This window comes from Sorangium sp. So ce1504, assembly GCF_051521635.1.
GTDB lineage: Bacteria > Myxococcota_A > Polyangia > Polyangiales > Polyangiaceae > Sorangium > Sorangium cellulosum_B.
The window spans coordinates 12,606,292-12,627,439 of record NZ_CP150365.1 but is presented as its reverse complement, the minus strand read 5'-3'; the positions used below and the strand labels follow the sequence as shown (position 1 = coordinate 12,627,439).

The window sequence follows — 21,148 nt, the reverse complement described above, 5'->3', positions numbered from 1 at the left end:
CCTCAGCACGTCCCCGGGTCGCTCCGGGCGCGCGCGATCGTGTGCATCAGCTCGCGCACCTCGAACGGTTTGTGGAGGCAGGCGTACCCGCCCTGGCTCGTGAACGCGTGGATCATCTCCGGCGTCGCGTGGCCGGTCATCGCGATCACCGTGATCTGGCGGCTCAGCCGCCGGATCTGCTCGTGGGTCCTCACGCCGTCCAGCGACGGCATCCGGAGGTCGAGCACGCACACGTCGACCGCCGCGTCCCGCGCGCGCTGGATGGCCGTGTGCCCGTCGTACACGGCCTCCGCGCGCAGCCCGGCCGCCTTGAGCCCCGCGACGATCGACTCCGCGACCGCGGGGAGATCGTCCACCACGAGCACGCCGCGCGAGGAGAGGGCCCGCGCGATGATCCGCATGAGGTGCTCCATCGAGAAGGGCTTGTAGATGACCGCATAGACGCCCTCGCCGATGCCCTGCTCGATGAGCTGCTCGCGCGCGAAGCCGGTCATCAGCACCACCGTGAGCTCCGGCTGGAGCCGCTTGATCTCCCGGAACGTCGCGACGCCGTCGAGGCCGGGCATCCTCACGTCGCTCAGCACGAGCGCGAAGCGCCGCTGCCTCACGAGCTCGAGCGCGTGCGCCCCGTCCCGCGCCTCGACGACCTCATACCCCTCGAGCTCGAGGTTCGCGGCGAGCGTGGCGCGCATCCCTTCCTCGTCGTCCACCACGAGCACCGGTCCGGTCCCTTGCATCGACGGCCGTCTCCCTCCGCTGTCACGCGGGCTGCACGGAGGAGTGTACCTCCGGCGCCGCGGCGCGCGGTAACCGGATGGTGAACGTCGTCCCCGCGCCGGGCGCGCTCTCCACCGCGATCGTGCCGCCGTGCAGGCGGACGATCCCGGCGGTGATGGCGAGCCCGAGGCCCGTCCCCTTCAGCTTCGTGCTGAAGAGCGGCTCGAAGATCTTCGCGAGGTGCTCCTCCTCGATCCCCTCCCCGTTGTCGGCCACCACGAGGCTCACGGCCTCGTCACATACACGTCCAACCACACGCACCCACCCTTCGCGTTCGACCGGGATCGCCTCGGCCGCATTCTGGATCAGGTTCACGAGCACCTGCCGGAACTGGTCCTTGTCGAGGCTCGGCACCGGCAGCGCCGCCGGCACGAGGTTCTCCAGGCGCACGTGCGCGGGCGGCGCGACGACCGACATGGCGTCGTCCACCAGGGGCGCGAGCGGGCAGGCGGTGCGGCGGAGCCTGCGCTCACGCGCGAAGTCCAGGAGATCGCCGATGATCCGGTTGCACGAGAGCAGCTCCTTCTCCATCAGACCGAGGAACCGGGCGACGCGCGGCTCCGCGCCGACGTCGGTCCCGGCGAGGCGCTTCTTGAGGTAGTGCGTCGCGTTCCGGATGGCGCCGAGCGGGTTGCGGAGCTCGTGCCCGACGCTCGCCGCGAGCTGCCCTATCGCCGCGAGCCGCTCGACGCGCACGCTCGACGCCTGGGCCTCGCGCAGGCTCTCGGCCATGTGGCGGAGCGCCGTGCCCATGCGCCCGAACTCGTGCTTTCCCAGGTCGGGCAGCGGGTAATCGAGGTCGCCTCCGGCGATGCGCCGCGAGCACTCCGCGAGCGCGCCGAACCCGCGCGCCATCGAGCGCAGGAGCCCGCCGAGGAGGACGACGAGGAGCACGAGCGCCGCCGTCATCAGGGCGATGCTCGCGATCCTGATCCTGGCGCCTGCGCGGCCCGCCTCCTCCGCGTTCCGCGCGACGTCGCGCCGCGCGTCGGCGATGGCCGCGTCGATCTGGGGCACGAACCCCTCCTCGTACTCGGCCTCGGGGCGCTCCACGAACCTCCGGTAGGCCGCCAGATCCCCGGCGCTCGCCATGCGGGACACGTGGTCGACACCCCCGGCGATCGCCGCGAAGCTCGCGCGCATCCGGCGCAGGCGCTCGTCGCCCTCCTGCGCCTCGCGCAGCGCCTCGGGGGCGCGCTCGCCCTCGATCAGCGCCCGCTCGAGCGGCTCCCACGCCCGCTCGAACGGCTCCCGCGCCCGCTCAAGCGGCTCCCGCGTCCGCTCGAGCGCCTCCGCCGCGGCCAGGTCCCGCGCGACGAGCCCGGCCAGGTAATGGAGCTCCTCGGTGTCGCCGCCGCCGAGGGAGATCTCCGCGGCTTCCCGCATGTAGCGGCCGGCGTGGTTGGCGAGCGTGACATGGCGGGTGAGATCCTCGTACGACAGCTCGGCGCGCCGCTGGAGCCGCGTCATGCTGGCGGACGTGACGTGGAGCGCGCCGGTCGCGAGCAGCACGACGGCCGCGGCCACGGCGAAGATCAGCGAGAGGGCGGCCCGGATGCTCATCGCGGCGCCTCGGCCGCGCGCGCCGTCACAGCCGCTCCTCGGCGCCCGCGCCGGGCGGCTCGGGCGCTACCGCGAGGGGCAGCTCGATGCAGGCCAGCGTGCCCGAGGGCGCGCCGCGGCCGAGGGTGAGCGCCCCGAAATAGCGGCGCGCCACGCGCCCGGCGATGTTGAGCCCGAGGCCGAGGCGGCCCGGCTTGGTGGTGTAGAACGGGCGCGTGATCGCCTCCCGCTCCTCCTCGGGCACGCCCGTCCCCGCGTCGCCGACCTCGATGCGGTAACGCGCGCCCACCACGCTCCCGCGCAGCGTGACCACCCCGCCCCCGGGCATCGACTCCGCCGCGTTCTCGACGAGGCACCGGACCGCCAGGGCGAGCTCGGCCGGATCGAGCTCGACCACGCCCTCCGCCGCGTCGACGTCGACGCGGATCCCCGGCTCGGCGATGCGCGCGCAGGCCGCCGCCGTGAGGACACACTCGCGGGCGCTCGCGCTCACCGGCCGCCGCCTGAGGCTCGGGTTCGCGTCGACGGCGCCGTCGACGAGCGCGCTCGCCGCGATCGCCTCCTCGTCGATGACGTCGAGGAACTGCTCCACCCGCGGGTCGTCCCGAAAGGCCTGCTCCCGGGCGACCTTGCGCCGGATGAAGAACGCCGCATTGCGGATCGTCCCGAAGCAATTGCGCAGATCGTGGCGCAGCGTGGCCACGATCTCCTCGGCCGTCGCGGTCTGCTCCACCGCGCCGAGCGGATCTCGGCTCGTCATCGTGGGGGATGGCCTCCTCGGGTGCCGCGTTCGCCGCCGCGGGCGATCACTTGAGGGTCCGGGCCGGGAGCCCAGCGTCTCCGACCCGCACCGTGTCCAGGTAGCTCGACGCCGCGCGGGAGGACGGGGGCGGGTACGAGCTCACCCGCTCGCGCTGCGAGGACGCCGGCGCGTCCTGGGCCTCCCGCGGCCTGAGCGACGGCGCGGCCCTCCTCGTCTTCGAGGCGGGCGCGGCGGCCTCGCGCGCCGAGGAGGCGCCCGCGCCGGCGTCCGCGGACCGCCTCGCGCGGGCGAGGCGCGCGAGCTCCAGGACGATCCGGGTGACCCGGGCGGGCTCGAACGGCTTGAGGATGACGTAGTGGCGGCCCGCCTCGCCGGAGCGGATGTACTCCTCGTCGCCGGTGATCAGCAGGCAGCTCGTGTAGAACGGCAGGCCGGCGACCCGCTTGAGGAGCTCGTCTCCGTTCATCCCGGGCATCTTGTAGTCGGAGCAGACCACGTGGAACTGGCCTGTCTGCAGCAGCTCGAGCGCCCGGTGGGCGGACGTGCAGGTCTCGACATCGACGTCGTCGTCGAGGACGGCCGCGATGCTGTCCAGCATCCTCCGCTCGTCGTCGACGACGAGCACGCGCAGCCGCTCCTGGGCATACAGGCTCACGATTCTCCTCTTGTGTGCTCGTGCAGTGATCTGGACGCAGCCCGGGCGAGCGGCGGCAGGACGCCTCGCGTCATGTCGCGCGCGCTCGGCCCGCGCGCTCCAGGCTGTGCGTCGGCGCCGCATCGACACCCATGCTCTCGTGTCGATGCGTTCCAGCCCGGAGCAGCGGCGCAGCAGATTAGGAATCTACACTACTCACCCTTCCCCGGCAACGAAGATTCCTGAACGATTCCTGAGCGGTTCTCCGGCTCGCCGTTGTGGGGCGTCTTCGCGGGTCTTCGCGGGTCTTCGCGGGTCTTTGCGCGTCTTCGTGCTTCCAAGTCACCGTCTTGAAACATCCGATTCACACGAACGATAAGCGCGTCGGCAGTCCGCCGCGCGCGACGCGCATGGATTGCACATCTGCAAGGAGCGGGGAGATCTCGACGCGAAAAGGCGCCATGAGCTGCGACTCTGTGCGAGAGGCATCCATTACAGAGCTGCAATCAGCGCAGGTGTGCGCTCGGCGCTGCTCGCCGGCGGGCAGGCGCGCGGCGCGCGGCCTTCCCGGAGGAGCCGGGCCGCCTCCCGTCTCCTCCTCTGCGACCGGCGGAGACGGACGCGCGCCGGGCGGCGCCGAGGACGGCTGCGCCGCTCGGCTGTCTTCAGCGCCGCGCGGCGCCTGACGACCGTGGAGTGACCTCCGCGATCCCGTCTGGTAAGATGTGCGTGTCCATGCCACCGGCCATCGACAAACGCGCGTTGCTTGCGGCCCTGAAGGATCAGCTCGCCCGTGAGCTCGAGCGCTTCACCGAGCGGGCGCGCGACGCCGCGAGCGCCGTGACGCACGAGGAGAACCGCGCCGAGGGCGACAAGGACATGCGCGCCACCGAGGCGTCCTACGTGGCGCGAGGTCACAGCGAGCGCGTGCTCCAGATCGAGCAGGCGCTCGCCAGGCTGGGCGCCGTCACGGTGCGCGAGTTCGGCCCTGGCGCGGGCATCGAGAGCTCGGCGCTGGTGGAGCTGGAGAGCGGAAAGCGGCGCGCGCTCTACTTCGTCCTGCCGGCCGCGGGCGGCGAGCGCATCCAGTTCCAGGGGGTCGAGCTGCAGACCCTCGCCACGACGAGCCCCCTCGGCGCGTCCCTGCTGGGCCTGTCGGAGGGCGACGAGGCCGAGGTCGCCACACCGCAGGGGACGCGCACCCACCTGATCGCCAGCGTGCGGTAAGGCCGGGCCCGATCCCGCCCGCGTTGGCCTCTCCCGGCTGGCAGCGGAGCGTGCTCGAGAGCCCGCCTCAGAAAAAGTAGCTCACCCTCGTAGGGCCCCCCTCCCCGCCGGCGTCACAGGGATGAACGACCCGCTCGGCACGACGCGGGCGACCCAGGAGAAGAGTCCATGACGCAGTCTCGTTGGTGGAGGCTTGGTGGGATATTGCCGCTCGTCGGCGCGCTCGTCGGCGCGGCCGGTTGCACGGCGGAGCCGGGGCAGGGCGACACGTCCCCGAGCGAGGAGGCCGCCGAGGCGGCGCTCGCTCAGGGGCCGTCGAAGGGGGACCGCCCCGGCGGCCACCGGAAGGGCTTCGGCGGCCACCACGGCCCGGAGCACCTCCTGCGCGCAGCGCTCCACGAGCTCGACCTCTCGGACGCGCAGAAGGCGACGATTAAGGGTGCCCTCGAGGGCCTGCACGACGGCGCGAAGGAGCACCCGGACCACGGGGCCGTCCTCGCGGCGCTCGCCGAGGGCGTGCGCGCAGGCAAGATCGATCGGGCCGCGATCGAGGCGAAGCTCCCGGACGCCGGCCCAGTGCCCGAGGAGCACCGTGCGCGCGTCGCCGGGGCGCTGAGCACCCTGCACGCCACGCTCACGAAGGAGCAGCGCCGAAAGCTCGTCGACGCGATCGCCGCGAGGATGGATGAGCGAGGAGAGAGGGGCGACCGCGGCCCGCGCGGCGAGCGCGCCGGGATGCACGGCCCCGGCATGATGCACGGCCCCGGCATGAGGGGCGGTCCGCTGGGCCACCTCCTCCACGGCCTCAACCTCAGCGACCAGCAGCGCGCGCAGCTCGACAAGGCCCTCGAGAGCCTGCGACCGAGCGACGCTGACGTGGACGCGAGGCATGCGGCGAAGCGCGCCGAGATGCGCGCGCGGCTCGAGACGTTCGCCGCGGACCGCTTCGACGCGAACGCGTTCCTGCCGGCCGCGGACGCGGAGATGGGCCCACGGGCGCACCTGGGCCACATGATCGACATGCTGGGCGCGATCGTCCCGATCCTCGACGTCGCGCAGCGCAACGCCCTAGCCGCTCGCCTCGGGAGGGGCCCGACCGCGGGCAGGCCGGACCACGGCCCCGGGCACGGCGACCACGGCCCCGGGCACGGCGACCACGGCCCCCGGCACGGCGACCACGGCCCCCGGCACGGCGACCACGGCCCCCGGCACGGCGACCACGGCCCCGAGCGCCGCTGAGCGCCGGTCCCGGTGGCACGCGCGGTGCGATGGGCGCAGAATCGCGAGGGCTCGTGATCGTCGACCTCAGGCTCGTCGCAGCGCGCGTCGCCGGGGGCGATGACGCGGCCTTCCGGCAGATCGTCGAGCACACGCGCGCGCCGATGTACCGCCTCGCCGCGCGCCTCGTCGGCGACCTCGCGGAGGCCGAGGACGCCCTTCAGGAGGCGTTCGTCGACGCCTACCGCGCCCTGCGCGAGGGGCGCTACGACGGGAGATCGAAGGTGGAGACCTGGCTGTACCGCATCGTGACGAACGCCTCCCTCGACGCCCTCCGGCGCCGCCGCGACACCCCGCGCGAGGCGCCCGCCGAGCCGCGCTTCGACGGCCTCGTCTCCGCCGAGGCGCGCGTCGCGCTGCGCGAGCTCGACGCCCTGCTCGCCGCGCTGCCGCCCCAGGAGCGCGCCGCGCTCGTCCTCGTCGCCGTCGAGGGGCTGCCCGCGAAGGAGGCCGCGGCCGCGCTCGGTTGCTCCGAGGGCGCCGTTGAGCAACGTTTGGTCCGCGCCCGCGCGGCGCTCCGCGCGCGGCAGACCGAGAAGGAGGCGCCTCATGCCTGACCGCGACGACGACCGGACAGAGCTCGATCGGGATCTCGCGCGCCTCGCGGCCGCGACCGACCGCCTCGACGCCGACGACCGCTTCACCGCGGCCGTGCTGCGCGCCGCGGCGGCGCCCGACGACCCGCTCGCCCGCATCGCCCGCGCCACCGAGGCCATCGCGCCGGACGCCGCCTTCACCGAGGCCGTGCTCCGCGCCGCGACGGCCGCTCCCCTGCCCGCGCGCGTCGCGGTGGCTGACGGCATCGTCCGTTCGGGTCGCGCCGCGATCGTCGTCACCGCCCTCGCGGCGGCCGCGAGCGTCCTCTTCTTCCTGCACACGCAGCGCGACGTCGACAGCGCGATCATGGCCTCCGTCGAGACCGTCGAGGCGAGCGAATGACCCTGCGCCCCGCGCCCCCGCCTGCCCCGGCGCGCTGGAAGCCCCTGGCCGTGCTCGCCGCCGTCTTCCTCTTCGGCCACGTCGCAGGCGTGGCCTTCGGTCACGTCACGGCCCTGCACGAGCTCGAGGCCACCTTCCGGGGCCCTCCGACCGAGGCGCGCGCCCAGTTCCGCCTCAAGGCGATGCGCCGCCACCTCGACCTCACCGACCGCCAGGTGCGCGAGCTCAGGGCGACCCTCGCCGAGGCCGAGGCCGAGCGGGACCGGCTCCTCTCCGAGTGCCGCCCCGCGCTCGACGCCCTCCGCGATCGCACCGACGCGCGCGTGAAGGGCGTGCTCACGCCCGAGCAGCTCACCCGCTACGAGGAGCTCGAGGCCGAGCGGCGGCGGCGCCCGGGCCCGCCGCCGTTCGGGCCGGGGCCTGGCCGCGGGCGCGGGCCGGGCGGTCGGGGCGACTGAGCGCCTGTCCGGGCAGCGCCGACGAGGGCGCGCTGCCCCGCTACGCGAGCTCCTCGTCTTGCAGCGCGCAGTTGATCCCGAACGCCGCGGCGGCTCCCTCGGCGGCGGCCATGATGGCGAGCAGCACCTCCTTCGAGGCGTCCCCGGCGACGAAGACCCCTTCGCGGGTCGTCTCCTCGTGCTCGGCGACCGTCTCGACGCCCCGCTCCTCCGTGACCGTGCAGCGGAGCCGCTCGGCCAGATCCGACCCCTGCTCCTGCTTCGCCTTGAGGAAGAGCGAGCGGCGCTCCACCGCGCTGCCGTCCTCGAGCACCACGCGCTCCAGCATCCCGTCCCTGCCCTCGAGCCGGACGACACGCTCCTCGCGCACGCCGATCCGGTGGCGCGCGAGCCGATCCGCGTCCGATCTCGACAGGGACGCTGGCCCGTCCGTGAACAGGACCACGTCATCGCTCCACGTCTTCATGTTCACGGCGAGCGAGACCCCGGTGCTGCCCTGTCCGTAGACGCCGATCGCCTGATCGCGCGCCTCCCATCCATCGCAGTAGGGGCAGTGGTGCGCGCTCTTGCCGTACATCGCGGGGAGCCCCGGCAGCTCCGGCAGCCGGTCGACGAGCCCGGTGGCGAGCAGCAGCTTGCGGCAGCGCAGGCGCTCGCCGCCTTCCAGCGTCACCTCGAAGCGCCTCGCTCCGCGGCGGACGTCGGTGACGGCGGCCTCGCGGATCTCGACGCCGTACGGCGCCAGCTGTTCGCGCGCTATCCGCCGGAGCTCGGACGGCGCGATCCCGTCGCGCGACAGGAAGCCGTGCATTTCGCGCGCCGTGTGGTTGCGGTACTGCCCCGAGTCGCACACGAGGACGCGCCTCCGGCAGCGCCCCAGGATGAGCGCCGCGCTGAGGCCGGCCGGCCCTCCGCCGACGATGATCGCGTCGTATCCCGGGATATCCTCTTCGCGTGTCGACATGGTCGGCGCCCGCCTCGCAACGGGCGGGCCCGCCACCGGCGCGCACGGCGTGTCCGCGTCCTCGCCCGGGGTGGGCTCGCGGGCGCCGCTCGCGGGCGCTCGCTCGAACCGCTATGGTCACCTCATGCGCTCCTGCATGAGGCTGCCTGCCGTGCTGCTCCTGGCGGTGACGCTGACGAGCGCCTGCGCCAGAGGGGACCATTCCGGGTCGGCCCCGCCCGCGCAGGCCGCGGCGCTGGATCAGCGAGCGCCGAGGCCATCCCCCGCGGCGCCGCTCGCCGGGCGGGCGATGCGGATCACCGTCGAGACCGCGATCCTTGTCGACGCCTTCGAGCCGGCGATGCAGCGGCTGCGGACCGCGGTCGAGGAGCACGGCGGCTACGTGAGCGAGGCCCGGGTGCACGGCGGCCCGCACCGGAGCGCGTCGCTCGAGGCGCGGGTCCCCTCGGCGAAGGTCGGCGCGTTCCGCGCCGCGGTGGCGTCGGTCGGCGAGGTGGTCGACGACGCGGAGAAGGCCGAGGACGTGACCGAGCAGCGCGCGGACATCGGCGCGCGGCTGCGGAACGCCCGCGCCCAGGAGAAGCGGCTGCTCGACCTGCTCTCCGACAGGACGGGGAGCCTCGCGGACGTTGTCGCCGTCGAGAAGCAGCTCGGGAGCGTGCGTGAGACGATCGAGCAGATCGAGGCGCAGGAGCGGTTGCTGGAGGGGCAGATCGCCTATGCGACCGTGAAGATGTCGATCACGGCGCGCGGCGAGGAGCAGACATTGGGCGCCGGCGGCAAGATCGCCCGCGCGGCCAGCGAGGGAATCGAGAACGCAGGGGTCGTCGCCGTGAAAACCGCGGTCCTCGCCGCCTCGATCGGCCCCACGTTGCTGCTCCTGGCGGCGTTCTTCGCGGCGCTCTACTACGCCCTTCGCGCGATCGTCCGGCGGCAGCGGCGCACGACAGCCAGCTTCCGTCCACCCTTCCAGGCGGGCCCGATGCACGCTTACCCGAGCGGCGCGCCGCCGGTGCAGGGTGCGCAGCCTTACCCGATCGCCGCGCCGCCGGCGCAGGGCGCGCAGCCTTCCCCGGAACCGACCTCGCCGCCTCCGGCGCAGGGCCCGCGCGGCGACGGCGAGATCGACCCCGGGTGAGCCGGATCGCAGACCCGAGCAGCTCGATCACCACCTGCTCGGCCCCCGCGCACGAGACCCCCTGACAGCGCCTGCCGGGGCGCTCGGCGGCGCGCTCGTCAGCGGCGTGCCTCGCGCCATTGCCCCCGGCCCCGCGCACGCTCCTATCGCCACACTGCACATCGCAACGACACACAGACCGCTCGTTGCCCTTCTGTCGAGCCTTCATGCAATGTGAGATTTCGATCATCCACGCTCCTTGCTGGGTGTCAGACGGCGCGCGACGAACACGACACGCGGTCTCGCGCTCGCCCGGCACGCCGTGGACAGAGCACCCCTGACTCCAACGACTTCAGATTTCTACACAAATCGCCTGTTGAGTACTGGACATGATGGCTAGTCATCGGTACACCCCATGTGACCTTCGACGAGGGCACGAAGGGACGAACCCGGGGGGGGGAACGACGATGTACCGGATCAGCATCGCTGATTTCGCAGCGCTTTTGCTCGTGTCTTTGGTCGGCTGCGTCGCAGTTCAGGAAGAGGAGGAGGACTCCTTAGGAGTTGCCCTTAGCGCGCTCGAGTTCGTCAACGCCCTCAACCCCAACGCCCTCAACCCCAACGCCCTCAACCCCAACGCCCTCAACCCCAACGCCCTCAACCCCAACGCCCTCAACCCCAACGCATTGAGCCCGGCGGCCCTGAGCGCGATCCGGGATCCGGGCGCGGCCGGCGATCTCTCGCGCCAGCTCCTCAGCTATGTGGTCGGCTGTGCGTTCCTCCCCTCGCAGTCGTTCAGCTTCTCGTGGACCGACGGCTCGGGCACGGTGCACAACGAGCAGTACTGGGGGATCATCGGCCTCGTGCCGGACTGGAGCACCAAGCCGCTCGGCCTGATGGACCAGCAGTGGATCTCGGCGTGCCTCGCGTCGCGGACGAACTGGTACGGCGTCTCCGTGACGATCTCCTCGCGGGGCACCCCCTCGGCCATCGACAAGACCGGTACCCTCGAGCTCACGACCTACACGCATCTGGAAGGCGCCTTCTGGGGCAATCTGTTTGCCCCCTCTCCGTACCTGAACGCCTGCTACGACGAGGCGAATCGCGGCCATTCACGGTCGCTCTTGCGGGACTGCGCCGCCGGTCACCTCACCAGCGGCGGGGCCGTCCAGCAGTGCGGGATGCTCAGCATCCGCGGGTCGTGCGCCGCCTACTGCCAGCAGCTCAACACGAACGGCATGTACTACCCGAGCTGCGTCAACAACCTCACCGGCATCCCGGAGTCGACCACCCGTGTGATCACCGTCTTTCTTCCCTAGCCACGGACGGCGAGCCCGAGCCGCGGAACCTGCCCCTGGTCGACAGGACATTCTCCGGGAACAGGAGCCACGCAAACACGAAGCGGCGTCCGTCCGGATCGAAGGTGTCTTTCGCCGTGTCGATAGCGCCTCCGAGATGCTCCGATGTACGAGGCGGCGAGCGCGAAGGGCAGGTCCCGGTCGGTGGTGCGCGGGGCTGCGATGAGGGCGAGTCGGTCGTGCGTGGGAGTACCGCTGTCGACGCGCCAGCCCGCGAGAACGAGCCAGCCCCGGCCGATTCAGTACTTCACGGGGCCGGCCTGATGGTGCACCATTTCAGCGCAGAAGAACTCCGGGGCGGCCGCGGGCGGAGAGCGGCGCGCAGGGCTCAGGGGGGCTGAGCGCGCTCTCCTCGGCGGCGAGCGGCCGCACGTGAGGTCGCAGATCGGGCAGGGCTCAGGGGGAACGATGGAGATCGATCGGCAGAGCGACGAGCGAATCAAGGCAGAGAACGCGCGGCTCCGGGCTCGCGTGGAGGAGCTGGAGCGAAGGCTCAGCTCGGGCGCGGCGCCGCGCGACGCGCAGCGCGAGCTCGCGGACAGCGTGCCTTACCGCGCGCTCTTCGATGCGGTGACCGTACCGCTGGTGGTCCACCGCGCGGACGGGCTCCTCGTCGCGATCAACCGGGCCGACTGCGCGCGGTGGCGCATCAGCCCCGAGCAGATCATCGGCAAGTACAACGCTCTCGAGGATCCGCAGGCGGTGAAGACGGGCCACGCCGAGGCCTTCCGCCGAGCGCTCGCCGGGGAGGTGGTCACGCTGCCCCCGGTCCCCTACGACACCGAGCCGGGCGAGCTCTACAAGGAGCGGCGTCGGCTCTGGACCGAGCCGAGCTACGTTGCGTTCGAGGACGCGAGCGGGAACCGCTTCGTGGCGGTGGTGACCATCGACGTCACCGCGCGCGTGGAGTCCGAGGCGCAGAGGCGCCGGGGCGCCGCGCTGCTGGAGGCCTTCATTCAGAACGCGCCGATGCTCATGTTCGCGCGGGACAGCGAGGGCCGCCACACGCTGCTGAACCCGCCGGTCGAGGCGCTCCTCGGCAAGCCCCGCGAGGAGCTGATGGGGAAGACCCAGCACGACCTGTTCCCCGCGGAGATCGCCGACCGGTTCGCGACGCAGGACCGGGCGGCGATGGCGTCGTCCGAGCCCATCACCTCCGAGGACGAGATGGAGCTGGCCGACGGGACGCACGTGTACATGAGCACCAGGTTCGCGCTCCGCGACGAGGAGGGCAGGGTCTCCGGATGCGGGGCGATCGCGGTGGACATCACCGAGCGGGTGCGGGCCGAGGCGAGGACCCGGCAGCTGCGGGAGAAGATGCTGCTCGTGCAGCAGGAGACGATACGGGCGATCTCAACGCCGCTGTTGCCCATTGCGGACGGGGTGCTGGTGGCGCCGCTGGTCGGCGAGCTGACCCGCGAGCGGGGCGCGCAGTTCACCGAGACGCTGCTGGACGGGATCTCCCGCCAGCGCGCCCGGATCACCATCCTCGACGTGACGGGGGTGCCGCAGGCGGGGCCGGAGGTGGCGGACGCGCTGATCCGGGCGGCGCGGAGCGCGCGGCTGCTCGGGGCCGAGGTGGTGCTCACCGGGATCCGGCCGAGCGTGGCGCAGGCGCTCGTGGAGCTGGGGGCCGATCTGGGGGGGATCGTGACGCGGGGGACGCTGGAGCGCGGGGTGACCTATGCGCTCTCCGGCCGCGAGGGGGCGCGGGCGCCAGCGCGAACCCGGAGCGGGCGCGGCGCGCACTAGCTCACATCCCGGGGCCATCGTCGCTCTTCGCCAGCGTCGCGGCGTTGGCCTTCACCTGCCCGGGGGTCAACGGCTCGCCGTACACCGCGGCATACTGGATCGAGCCGCGAAGAGCGCGCCCGGCCTTCCGCGTGTTTCCGAGCACGAGATACCACGTCGGCTCCGCCCACGTGAAGACATAGTCGGCGGGCGGCCGCTCCAGGATCTCGTTCGTTCGCACATCACCGTTCACGTAGAGATCGACGACGCCCTCGGCGGCGTTCAGCACGAGGTGCAGGACGCACGGCCGCTCCATCTCCTCGAGGGGAATGAACCATTGACCCACGAACAGCGTCTGGGAGCTGGCGTAGATGTGGAACTGCAGCTCTCGGTTTCCCATCCCGTCGGGGTCGCCCGCGCTCAGCGAGTACTTCCCGAACTCTCCTGTATCGGTCCCGAGGTACAGGATGCGAGCCGGCACGCCCTCGACCGCCGCGTCCGTCACGCTCACCACGGTCTCGAGCGTGAGCGCCGCCTTCGACACGAGGAGCTTGCTCGGGGGCGTGGCGGTCGAAGAAAACGCGGCCTCCACGCGCGCGTTGCCGCCCAGGGTCGTCCAGCGGAGGCCCACGCGCCCCGCCTCGCCTTCCAGCGTCAGCCTCTCTCCGTCAGGCACCACGTCGAGCGGGAGCCCCGGCTCCGGTCCCGAGTCGACGAGCTTGCCATCGGCGTCATACGCGTCGAGGAAATACCGCGCGAGCAAGCCGTCATCGACAAGGCAAGTCGAGACATGGCTCCCCGGCCCATCGCAGCCCTCCGGGGGCGCCCCGCCGCAGCCGCCACCCCCTTGCCCACAAGGCTCCACGGTGCCACCGGCGCTGGCGCTCGTTCCGCTCGTTTCGCCTGTTCCGCCTGTTCCGCCCGTGCCGGGGACGACATCCTCGTAGCTGTAAAAGACGCAGCTACCCCCGGTGAGCGCGACCAGCGGGACGATCGTCGAGAGCGCCCGGCCCATCCACGTCCAAGATTCGATGCGCACCATCGGGACGATCCCTCTCTTCGGAAACCTCACCAGCGCTTGCTGATCACGAGCCCGCCCGGCATGGGGCTCACCGAAAGGCCGGTCGCCGTCGCGTCCCGCGCGTCGGGCTGCCCTGTCAGGAGGACGTACGCCGCCGTGCCGAGCCCCGCCGCGCCCGCGGCCAGGAAGCTCCAGACCGCCGCGTTCGCGAGGTCCGCCTTGGCGTGTCCCAGGTCGTTGTACTCGCGCAGGTCGAGCCCGGGGCAGCGCGCAGGGTCCGTGCAGGCCGGCTCCAGGAGGCGCTGCTGCGAGCTCGCCTTCCCGTTCGAGAGGAACACGAACGCGACGCCGAGCCCCGTCCCCGCGGCCGTCGCGGCGAGCCCCGTGAACACGACCGCGCTGCTGCGCGGGCCCGGACGTCCATCCGCCGCGTCACCGCCCTCCTGGGCGCTGCCGTCGGCCGCACCCTGCCCAGGGCCGAGCGGCCCGCCGCCCTCGTGGGCGCTGCCGTCGGCCGCACCCTGCCCAGGGCCGAGCGGCTGCGGCTCGCCGCCCGGGTCGCGCCCGGTCCTGTCGCTCTCGATCCGCACCTTACCGGCCTCGAGATCGACCTCGACCTTGGCCCTCATCCCCTCCTTGAGGACGATCTCCTTCGTCAGCCCGCGTCGTCCAGGCGCCCCCACGGCGAGCGTGTGGCTGCCCGGATCGCGCGCGACGGGCGTCGACGGCGGCACGTCCAGCCCGCCGAGCGCCACCTGCGCGCCCCCCGAGCCCGCGCCCGTCACGGTGATCTCCACGGTCGGGATGCGCGACGAGACGGCCTCGAGCTCCGTCCTCGCCTCGGCCTGCGCCTGCCGGAACGCCTGCGAGGCGTCGGCCGGGAGCTGTTCGTCGACGATGACCTGGTAGACCGAGCGCGCCTCGGTCAGGCGGCCGAGCTTGTGGCAGGAGCGCGCGACCATGATCAGGAAGGTCGGCGCATGCACCGTGGCCTCGGCTCGGCGGAAGGCCTGGAGCGCGTCCCGGTACCGGCGCGCTCGGTAGGCCGTCCACCCCTGGTTGGCGTACGCGACGGCCGCCTGCCGCGCCTTCGCCGACGGGGGCGGCGCCTGCGCGGACGCCTCCGCGCCGGCGAGCGCGACAAGGAGGAACGCACCCATCACCGCCGCTCGGAAGCGCATTCCTGCTCTCTGGGGACGCGGAGCCACCCGGCTAGAGCCCCCAGTCCGGCCTGCTGCTGGACTTCTTGCGAGGACCCGGTAGTGCCTTGCGCGGCGCCGCTGTCGACGCGGTCCGAGCGGTGGCCGGAGACGCGGGGCGCGCGGGCGCGGCGCTTCGCGCCGCCGCCGCGGAGGGGACGGCGGATGCCTGGGCCGGCGCCAGGGAGGCCGCGCCCGGCGCGCCCGCGCCCGGGTCGAGCGGCAGCGGGGCCGGCACCACCGCGGGAGTCGCCGCGGCGCGCGCCTCGGGAGCGCTCGCGATGGCGGGGACCGCGGCGAGCCCGGCCGGCGCGCCGCTCGACGGCGCGGCGGGCGCGGGCGCTGCGGCGGCCGCGGACGCCTGGGTCGTGGTCTGGTCGCCGTCGGTCGATGCGCCCCTGAGCGTGGCGATGAACAGGCCGCCCCCCACGGCGACGATCGTCGCCCCGATGGCGACGCGCCCCGCGACCCGCGCGATGGCGCCGCGCGCCGTGTGCGGCGCCGACAGGTTGATCGCGCCGGTCAAGGTGCCCGGCAGCGATTGCGGGTTCGGCGTCGAGGCGCGGACATCGTTCGGGTCCGAGCGCCGCTGGATGGGCATCGTCGTCAGCTGCGCCACCGGCGGCGTGCCGGGGTCGGCGAGCCCGGGCTCCCCGCCGGGGCCCCGCCATGACCACCCGGTGCCCAGCGAGGTGTCCCCCACGAGCGAGAAGAACGGCGGCGCGCCCGCGACGCGCGCGAGCTCGTTGACCATGTCGCGCACGTTCTGGAACCGCTTGTCCCGATCGCGCGCCAGCGCCCGCGCGAAGAACGCGTCGATGCCGCTGGGCAGATCGGGGGCGAGCTCGCGCGCCGACGGCACCGTGCCGAGGATCACCTTCGTGACCACGCGCCCGATCGCGTCGCCCGGGAACGGCAGCTGCCCCGTGAGCATCTTGAACAGGATGACCCCGAGCGACCAGAGATCGCTGCGCGCGTCCACGTCCCGCTCGCCATAGAACTGCTCCGGGCTCATGTAGTTGGGCGAGCCCATCACCTCGCCCGTGGCCGAGATATCGGCCGCGAGCACAGCCGAGACGTCCTTCGCGATCCCGAAGTCGAGCAGCTTCACGATCTCGCCGTCCTCGCCGTCGACGCGCGCCAGGAAGAAGTTGGCGGGCTTGAGGTCGCGGTGCACGAACCCCGCTTCATGGACGCTGCGGAGCGCCTTCCCGGCCTGGACGATGATGTTCAGCGTCTCCGGGAGCGAGAGGCGGCCGCACCGCTGGAGGCGCTTGCTGAGATCCTCGCCTTGCAGGAGCTCCATGACGAGGTAGGGCACCTCGTCCTCCTCCTCGAAGCCGAAATCGTGGACCTGCACGATATGAGGGCTCTTGAGCTGCGCGGCGGCGCGCGCCTCCCGCTCGAAGCGCGCCCGGAGCACCGGCAGCCGCGAAAACGAGTCGCGCATGAACTTGACCGCGACGAGCGTGCCGAGCTGTACGTGCTGCGCCACCCAGATCGAGCCCATCCCGCCGTGCGATAGCTCTCGCTCCAGGCGGAATTTGCCGGCCAGAAGGACGTCTTTTTCAAACTTCATACGCCCGGACACCTCCCGAGGGGGGAGTCGAGAGGATACCGAATCCCAGGCAGGACGCGAAGCTCCGTGTGGTCGCTCCGGCGCGGGGAGCAGCACCTCGTACGACCGTCGCGGGGGGCGGTATGCAAACAGGCGACACGGCGCCAGAGCAGGGCGACGAGGCCAGGACGACGCCGAGCTGCGCCCGCAGGCGTGCCTGCGCCGATCCGTACCCTGGGCGGAAGGTGACGCGACGCGTGCGGCAGGTCAGGAAGCAGCCAGGGGCGCTGGCGCGCTGCAATGCGCAACGCCACAGCCGCCGCCCGATCCCGCCCGGGGATGCGCGCCGCGCTAGCTCGCCGGGCCGCCGGAGGCCGGCACCAGCGCCAGCACCCGGGCCGGCGCGCCGCTGCCGCGCGCGAGCGGGAGCGGCGCGACCACCACGATCGCCCCGGCCTCCGGCAGCTGCTCCAGATTGGCCAGGTTCTCGATGTGGTAGCCGCCGGCGCCCAGGAAGGCCCTGTGCTGCTCGAATGTCTCGCTCTGCCCCGGGTCGGTCGACAGCGTATCGATACCGATGCAGCGCACGCCGCGCTCGCGCAGGTAGCGGCTCGCCTCCACGGACACCCCGGGAAAGTGCATGACGCCCTGGGGGTCCTGGTTCAGGTACCTCGCCGGATCGGACCAGCGAGCCCCCCAGCCCGTCCGGATCAGCACGATATGCCTCGCGCCGAGCGCGCCGTGCCGCGCCTCCCAGCTCCGGAGATCGTCCACCGTGACCCGGTGGTCCGGGCTCGCCGCCACGGCCGCCGTCACGTCCACGACCGCCGCTGCCCCGACGAGCTGCTCGGGCGCGATCTGCTCGACGGTCGCCGCCCCGGCCGTGAAGTGCGCCGGCGCGTCCACGTGGGTGCCCGCGTGCTCGGCCATCGAGAACCGATTGGAGCAATACGCGTCCTTCTCGATGGTGCTGAGCGTCTCCGGCGCATAGGGCTCGTCGCCGGGAAACAGCGGCATCTCCGGGGTGATCGGGTGCGTCAGATCGACCACCCGCGCCGTGGCGAGGTCGATCACGAAAGCTCCGTGCGCCTCCTGCATGGCGCGCAGCTCACCACAAGCCCGCTGCCCGCACAAGGCACGCCGACGGGCGCTCGCGGCGCGCCCGCCCGACGCGACGGCCGGGCGGGAATCGCCTGCGCGCGGGCCCATGGCCCCGCGCGCGGCTCACACCTCGTGCAGCTTCACCCGGCGTCGCAGGTAGTTGATCAGGTCGATGCGGGTGACCAGCCCGACGAACTCGTCACCATCGGTCACGATCGGCACGAGCCCCGCGTCGAACATCGGAAGGAGCTCCCGGATCGGCGTCCGCACGTCGACCGTCCGGAGCCGCGTCGTCATCGCGGCCTCGACCGACTGGCGGAAGCGCGTCACGTCGTCGACGGCCGCGAGGAGGAGGTCGGACTCGTCCAGGATGCCGATGATCTTGCCGTCCTCCAGGACGGGCAGCTGCGACACGTCGTAGAGCTTCATCCTCGCATAGGCCACGAGGAGCGCGTCCGACCGCTGCACCGTGACCACCGCCCTGTCGGCGTGGCGGCGCGTGATCACGTCGCGCAGATCCCCTGTCGGCGCGCGGTCGGTGAAGCCCTGATCGGCCATCCAGAAATCGTTGTACATCTTCGACAGGTACTTGTTGCCGCTGTCGCAGACGAGGGTACAGACGCGCTTCGGCGACGACTGCTCGCGGCAATAACGCAGGGCCGCCGCGAGCAGCGTCCCGGACGACGAGCCGGCGAGGATGCCCGTCCTGGAGAGCAGCAGCCGCGCCGTCTCCAGGCTCTCCCGGTCGGAGATCGTATAAGCGAGCTTGACGCGGGAGAGGTCGAGGATCGAGGGGAGGAAGTCCTCGCCGATGCCCTCCACGAGCCATGAGCCCGCCTTGCCGAGCTTGCCGGTCTTGACGTAGCCCGCCAGCACCGAGCCCTCCGGATCGGCGAGCACCATCTCGCAGCGCGGCTGCGCCTTGGCGAAGTAGCGCGAGAGCCCTGTCATGGTGCCGCCGGAGCCGACGCCGCACACCATCGCGTCGATCCTTCGATCGAGCTGCGCGTCGATCTCGGGGCCCGTCCCGATCTCGTGAGCGAGCGCGTTCGCCGGGTTCTCGAACTGGTTCACGTAGAACGCGCCCTCCTCGCGCGCGATGCGGGCGGCCAGGTCCTGGTAATAGCTCGGGTGGCCCTTCTCGACGTCGGAGCGCGTCATCACCACCTGCGCGCCGAGCGCCTTCAGGTGGAACACCTTCTCCTGGCTCATCTTGTCCGGGATCACGAGCGTGAGCCGGTAGCCCTTCTGCGCCGCGACGAGCGCCAGGCCGAGCCCGGTGTTGCCCGCCGTCGCCTCGACCACGTGGCGCCGCTCGCCCCCGAGCTGGCCGGCGCGCTCGGCCGCCTCGATCATCGACAGGCCGATGCGATCCTTGATGCTGCCGCCCGGGTTCTGGCTCTCCATCTTGAGGAAGAGCTCGCACGGGCCGGCGTCGAGCTGAGTCACCTGGATCATCGGGGTGTGCCCGATGAGAGCGACGATGTTCTCTGCGGGCGCAGGGGTCGGCAGGGGCATTGGCATGACAGCTCAACGGTCACACGACGCGCACCGTCTGTCGAGGTGGTGCCAGCGATGACGCGCGCGTCACGCGCGTCGCATGGATGGCGTGGGTCGCGCAGGGTTGCCGCGGACGGCCGACCTCTGGACCGAAGCGGCCTTCGCGGCGTCCGGGCCGCATGCCGACGCGATCAGGCGGGCCGGACCGCCTTCTGGAACGCGGCCGGGCCGAGCGCGTTCAGCACCTCGCCCCGGCGGAGGCCACCTCGCCGCGCGGTCCCCACGCCGAACCGCAGGTTGTGGAGCGCGCGCGTCGAGTGTGCGTCCGTCGAGATCACGAAGCGGATACCGCGCTTGCGCGCCTCCTTGATCCACCGGGGCTCCATGTCGAGGCGGTACGGGTCCCCGTTCACCTCGACGGCGGCCCTCGACTCGGCCACGGCGTCGAGCACCTCCTCGACGCGGCACGCGAACGGCTCGCGCCGCTGGATGAGCCGGCCGAGCGCGTGCCCCCAGATCTTGAAGACCGGCAGCCGCATGGCGCTGACCAGCCTGCGCGTCATCTGGTCCGCGTCCATCTTCATGCGCGAGTGGATGCTCGCGATGACCACGTCGAGCTGCTCCAGGATCGCGTCCGGATAATCGAGCCTCCCCGACTCGAGGATATCCGACTCGGTGCCTCGGAGGAGCTTCACGCTCACGCGCTCCTGGACGCGGGCGATCTCGTCCCACTGCTGCTTCAGCCGGTCGAGGCCGACGCCGTTCGCGTAATGGGCGGCGGGCGAGTGATCGGTGATGGTGACGTATTTCATCCCCATCGCCTCGGCCTCCAGGGCCATCTCCTCGATCGTGTTCTTGCCGTCCGAGTACACCGTGTGGCAGTGCACCATCCCCTGGATATCACCCTCCTCGACGAGCTCGCCCGCGCGGCCCGCCCGCGCGGCGCGCTCCACGGCAGCGACGATGTCCTCCGCGCTCTCGCGGAGCTCGGGCGCGATGTACGGGACGCCGATGTGCTCGTAGAGGTCCTCTTCGGTCTTCACGGAGAGGCGCTTCTTGCCCCGCGAGAGCCCTCTCTCGTCGAGCGTGAGCCCCAGCTCGCGCGCTAGCGCGCCGAGCGCCGAGAGGTATTCGGGCGCCCCCGTCCGGTGGTGAAGCGCGGCCGCGTAGTCCCGGGGCGGCACGCAGAGGAGCTCGCCGCGCAGGCCGCCCGAGAGCCTCACCCTGCAACGCGCCTCGCCGCGCTCCTCGACCTCGGCGACCTGCGGGGACCGGACGAAGCAGTCGATCACCTGCGCGGCGTCGTCCGCCGCGGCCACGAGGTCGATGGCCGTCACCGTCTCTTCCCAGCGCCGGATCGAGCCCGCGAGATCGGCCTGCTCGGTCGCCTCGCAGCCGCGCACGTGGGCGAGGAGCGGCTCGGCCGCCTCGAGCGCGTCGACGAGCAGGACGCGCTCGTCGCGCGCCTCGTGGCGGGCTATCCCCTCGAGCAGGCTCGCCTCGGTCTTTGCCCCGAAGCCCTTCACCGCCCGGACCTTCCCGGCGAGACAGGCCCGCTTCAGCTCCTCCACGCTGCCGATGCCGAGCGCCTCGTGGAGCGCCTTCATCCGCTTGAGGCTCATGCCCGGCACCTGGGCGAGCTCCAGCACGCCGCTGGGGAGCTCGGCGCGGAGCTCCTCGAGCTGCCCGGAGCGCCCCGTCTGGTAGAGCTCGGCAATCTGGGCGGCGAGCGCCGGGCCGATGCCCTTGATGCCGGTGAGCTTCTTGCCCCGGACGAGCGCGCCGAGGTCGTCCGTGAGCTGCTCCAGCGCCTCGGCCCCCGTCTCGTAAGCGCGCGCTCTGAACGGGTTCTCCCCCTTGATCAGGAGGAGCGTGCCCGTCTCGCGGAGGGCGCGGGCGATGTCGAGCTTGTCGAGCATGGATGACGGCAACTCTAGCACTCGCGGGCCGCCGGAGTTCC

General features: G+C 72.5%; 19 protein-coding genes. 8 read left to right on the top strand and 11 right to left on the bottom strand.

Translation table 11 applies throughout. The features are described 5' to 3' along the window. Positions 1–2: 2 nt before the first annotated feature. The 4 genes from WMF39_RS47550 to WMF39_RS47535 are packed head-to-tail and all read right to left on the bottom strand — an operon-like array spanning position 3 to position 3,758. Positions 3–737, bottom strand: a complete 735-nt coding sequence (locus WMF39_RS47550; protein WP_437743047.1) for a response regulator — start codon at positions 735–737, stop codon at positions 3–5. A gap of 22 nt (positions 738–759) precedes the next feature. Further along, a complete protein-coding gene (locus tag WMF39_RS47545) occupies positions 760–2,340 on the bottom strand; it encodes a sensor histidine kinase (protein ID WP_437743046.1) in 1,581 nt (526 codons plus the stop codon). A 25-nt stretch (positions 2,341–2,365) separates the two neighbouring features. Continuing rightward, a complete protein-coding gene (locus WMF39_RS47540; protein ID WP_437743045.1) occupies positions 2,366–3,100 on the bottom strand; it encodes a sensor histidine kinase in 735 nt (244 codons plus the stop codon). A gap of 46 nt (positions 3,101–3,146) precedes the next feature. Continuing rightward, a complete protein-coding gene (locus WMF39_RS47535; protein WP_437743044.1) occupies positions 3,147–3,758 on the bottom strand; it encodes a response regulator transcription factor in 612 nt (203 codons plus the stop codon). Positions 3,759–4,472: 714 nt separating this feature from the next. On the opposite strand from WMF39_RS47535, the gene WMF39_RS47530 reads away from it, so the two are divergent. From WMF39_RS47530 to WMF39_RS47510, 5 genes are all read left to right on the top strand, one after another. Further along, positions 4,473–4,964: a GreA/GreB family elongation factor gene (locus tag WMF39_RS47530; protein ID WP_437743043.1), complete on the top strand. Its 492-nt coding sequence runs from the start codon at positions 4,473–4,475 to the stop codon at positions 4,962–4,964. 168 nt (positions 4,965–5,132) lie between these two features. Beyond that, the gene (locus WMF39_RS47525) at positions 5,133–6,203 is read left to right on the top strand and encodes a Spy/CpxP family protein refolding chaperone (RefSeq protein WP_437743042.1); all 1,071 of its coding nucleotides are present in this window, start codon (positions 5,133–5,135) and stop codon (positions 6,201–6,203) included. Between the two features lie 29 nt (positions 6,204–6,232). Beyond that, the gene (locus WMF39_RS47520) at positions 6,233–6,799 is read left to right on the top strand and encodes an RNA polymerase sigma factor (RefSeq protein WP_437743041.1); all 567 of its coding nucleotides are present in this window, start codon (positions 6,233–6,235) and stop codon (positions 6,797–6,799) included. Further along, a complete protein-coding gene (locus tag WMF39_RS47515) occupies positions 6,792–7,181 on the top strand; it encodes a hypothetical protein (RefSeq protein ID WP_437743040.1) in 390 nt (129 codons plus the stop codon). The genes WMF39_RS47520 and WMF39_RS47515 overlap by 8 nt, the downstream gene beginning before the upstream one ends. Beyond that, on the top strand, positions 7,178–7,639 hold the full coding sequence (locus tag WMF39_RS47510) for a hypothetical protein (protein ID WP_437743039.1): 462 nt from the start codon (positions 7,178–7,180) through the stop codon (positions 7,637–7,639). Before WMF39_RS47515 ends, WMF39_RS47510 begins: the two co-directional genes overlap by 4 nt. Positions 7,640–7,679: 40 nt before the next feature. Here WMF39_RS47510 and WMF39_RS47505 read toward each other — a convergent pair whose 3' ends face one another. After that, a complete protein-coding gene (locus tag WMF39_RS47505; protein WP_437743038.1) occupies positions 7,680–8,603 on the bottom strand; it encodes an NAD(P)/FAD-dependent oxidoreductase in 924 nt (307 codons plus the stop codon). Between the two features lie 124 nt (positions 8,604–8,727). Here WMF39_RS47505 and WMF39_RS47500 point away from each other — a divergent pair, with 124 nt between their 5' ends. The 3 genes from WMF39_RS47500 to WMF39_RS47490 all read left to right on the top strand — a co-directional run bounded on the left by WMF39_RS47500 (position 8,728) and on the right by WMF39_RS47490 (position 12,830). Next, entirely contained in the window at positions 8,728–9,741 is a 1,014-nt protein-coding gene (locus tag WMF39_RS47500; protein ID WP_437743037.1) for a DUF4349 domain-containing protein, read from the top strand. Between the two features lie 446 nt (positions 9,742–10,187). Further along, a complete protein-coding gene (locus WMF39_RS47495) occupies positions 10,188–11,039 on the top strand; it encodes a hypothetical protein (RefSeq protein ID WP_437743036.1) in 852 nt (283 codons plus the stop codon). A 447-nt stretch (positions 11,040–11,486) separates the two neighbouring features. Next, positions 11,487–12,830 (top strand): PAS domain-containing protein, encoded by a 1,344-nt coding sequence (locus tag WMF39_RS47490; RefSeq protein WP_437743035.1) that lies wholly within the window; start codon positions 11,487–11,489, stop codon positions 12,828–12,830. Position 12,831: 1 nt separating this feature from the next. Here WMF39_RS47490 and WMF39_RS47485 read toward each other — a convergent pair whose 3' ends face one another. The 6 genes from WMF39_RS47485 to WMF39_RS47460 all read right to left on the bottom strand — a co-directional run bounded on the left by WMF39_RS47485 (position 12,832) and on the right by WMF39_RS47460 (position 21,107). After that, positions 12,832–13,851, bottom strand: a complete 1,020-nt coding sequence (locus tag WMF39_RS47485; protein WP_437743034.1) for a hypothetical protein — start codon at positions 13,849–13,851, stop codon at positions 12,832–12,834. Positions 13,852–13,877: 26 nt separating this feature from the next. Beyond that, positions 13,878–15,011 (bottom strand): tetratricopeptide repeat protein, encoded by a 1,134-nt coding sequence (locus WMF39_RS47480; RefSeq protein WP_437743033.1) that lies wholly within the window; start codon positions 15,009–15,011, stop codon positions 13,878–13,880. Between the two features lie 31 nt (positions 15,012–15,042). After that, entirely contained in the window at positions 15,043–16,608 is a 1,566-nt protein-coding gene (locus tag WMF39_RS47475; protein ID WP_437743032.1) for a serine/threonine-protein kinase, read from the bottom strand. A 330-nt stretch (positions 16,609–16,938) separates the two neighbouring features. Beyond that, positions 16,939–17,685 (bottom strand): cyclase family protein, encoded by a 747-nt coding sequence (locus WMF39_RS47470; RefSeq protein ID WP_437743031.1) that lies wholly within the window; start codon positions 17,683–17,685, stop codon positions 16,939–16,941. A 126-nt stretch (positions 17,686–17,811) separates the two neighbouring features. Continuing rightward, positions 17,812–19,206, bottom strand: coding sequence for a pyridoxal-phosphate dependent enzyme (locus WMF39_RS47465; protein ID WP_437748126.1), 1,395 nt, complete (start codon positions 19,204–19,206; stop codon positions 17,812–17,814). A gap of 173 nt (positions 19,207–19,379) precedes the next feature. After that, positions 19,380–21,107, bottom strand: a complete 1,728-nt coding sequence (locus tag WMF39_RS47460) for a helix-hairpin-helix domain-containing protein (RefSeq protein ID WP_437743030.1) — start codon at positions 21,105–21,107, stop codon at positions 19,380–19,382. Between the last annotated feature and the right edge of the window lie 41 nt (positions 21,108–21,148).

Coding starts and splice junctions, on each gene's coding strand:
- WMF39_RS47550 (WP_437743047.1), bottom strand. CDS start 737: ATGCAAGGGACCGGACCGGTGCTCGTGGTGGACGACGAGGAAGGGATG.
- WMF39_RS47545 (WP_437743046.1), bottom strand. CDS start 2,340: ATGAGCATCCGGGCCGCCCTCTCGCTGATCTTCGCCGTGGCCGCGGCC.
- WMF39_RS47540 (WP_437743045.1), bottom strand. CDS start 3,100: ATGACGAGCCGAGATCCGCTCGGCGCGGTGGAGCAGACCGCGACGGCC.
- WMF39_RS47530 (WP_437743043.1), top strand. CDS start 4,473: ATGCCACCGGCCATCGACAAACGCGCGTTGCTTGCGGCCCTGAAGGAT.
- WMF39_RS47525 (WP_437743042.1), top strand. CDS start 5,133: ATGACGCAGTCTCGTTGGTGGAGGCTTGGTGGGATATTGCCGCTCGTC.
- WMF39_RS47520 (WP_437743041.1), top strand. CDS start 6,233: ATGGGCGCAGAATCGCGAGGGCTCGTGATCGTCGACCTCAGGCTCGTC.
- WMF39_RS47515 (WP_437743040.1), top strand. CDS start 6,792: ATGCCTGACCGCGACGACGACCGGACAGAGCTCGATCGGGATCTCGCG.
- WMF39_RS47510 (WP_437743039.1), top strand. CDS start 7,178: ATGACCCTGCGCCCCGCGCCCCCGCCTGCCCCGGCGCGCTGGAAGCCC.
- WMF39_RS47505 (WP_437743038.1), bottom strand. CDS start 8,603: ATGTCGACACGCGAAGAGGATATCCCGGGATACGACGCGATCATCGTC.
- WMF39_RS47500 (WP_437743037.1), top strand. CDS start 8,728: ATGCGCTCCTGCATGAGGCTGCCTGCCGTGCTGCTCCTGGCGGTGACG.
- WMF39_RS47495 (WP_437743036.1), top strand. CDS start 10,188: ATGTACCGGATCAGCATCGCTGATTTCGCAGCGCTTTTGCTCGTGTCT.
- WMF39_RS47490 (WP_437743035.1), top strand. CDS start 11,487: ATGGAGATCGATCGGCAGAGCGACGAGCGAATCAAGGCAGAGAACGCG.
- WMF39_RS47485 (WP_437743034.1), bottom strand. CDS start 13,851: ATGGTGCGCATCGAATCTTGGACGTGGATGGGCCGGGCGCTCTCGACG.
- WMF39_RS47480 (WP_437743033.1), bottom strand. CDS start 15,011: ATGCGCTTCCGAGCGGCGGTGATGGGTGCGTTCCTCCTTGTCGCGCTC.
- WMF39_RS47475 (WP_437743032.1), bottom strand. CDS start 16,608: ATGAAGTTTGAAAAAGACGTCCTTCTGGCCGGCAAATTCCGCCTGGAG.
- WMF39_RS47470 (WP_437743031.1), bottom strand. CDS start 17,685: ATGCAGGAGGCGCACGGAGCTTTCGTGATCGACCTCGCCACGGCGCGG.
- WMF39_RS47465 (WP_437748126.1), bottom strand. CDS start 19,206: ATGCCCCTGCCGACCCCTGCGCCCGCAGAGAACATCGTCGCTCTCATC.
- WMF39_RS47460 (WP_437743030.1), bottom strand. CDS start 21,107: ATGCTCGACAAGCTCGACATCGCCCGCGCCCTCCGCGAGACGGGCACG.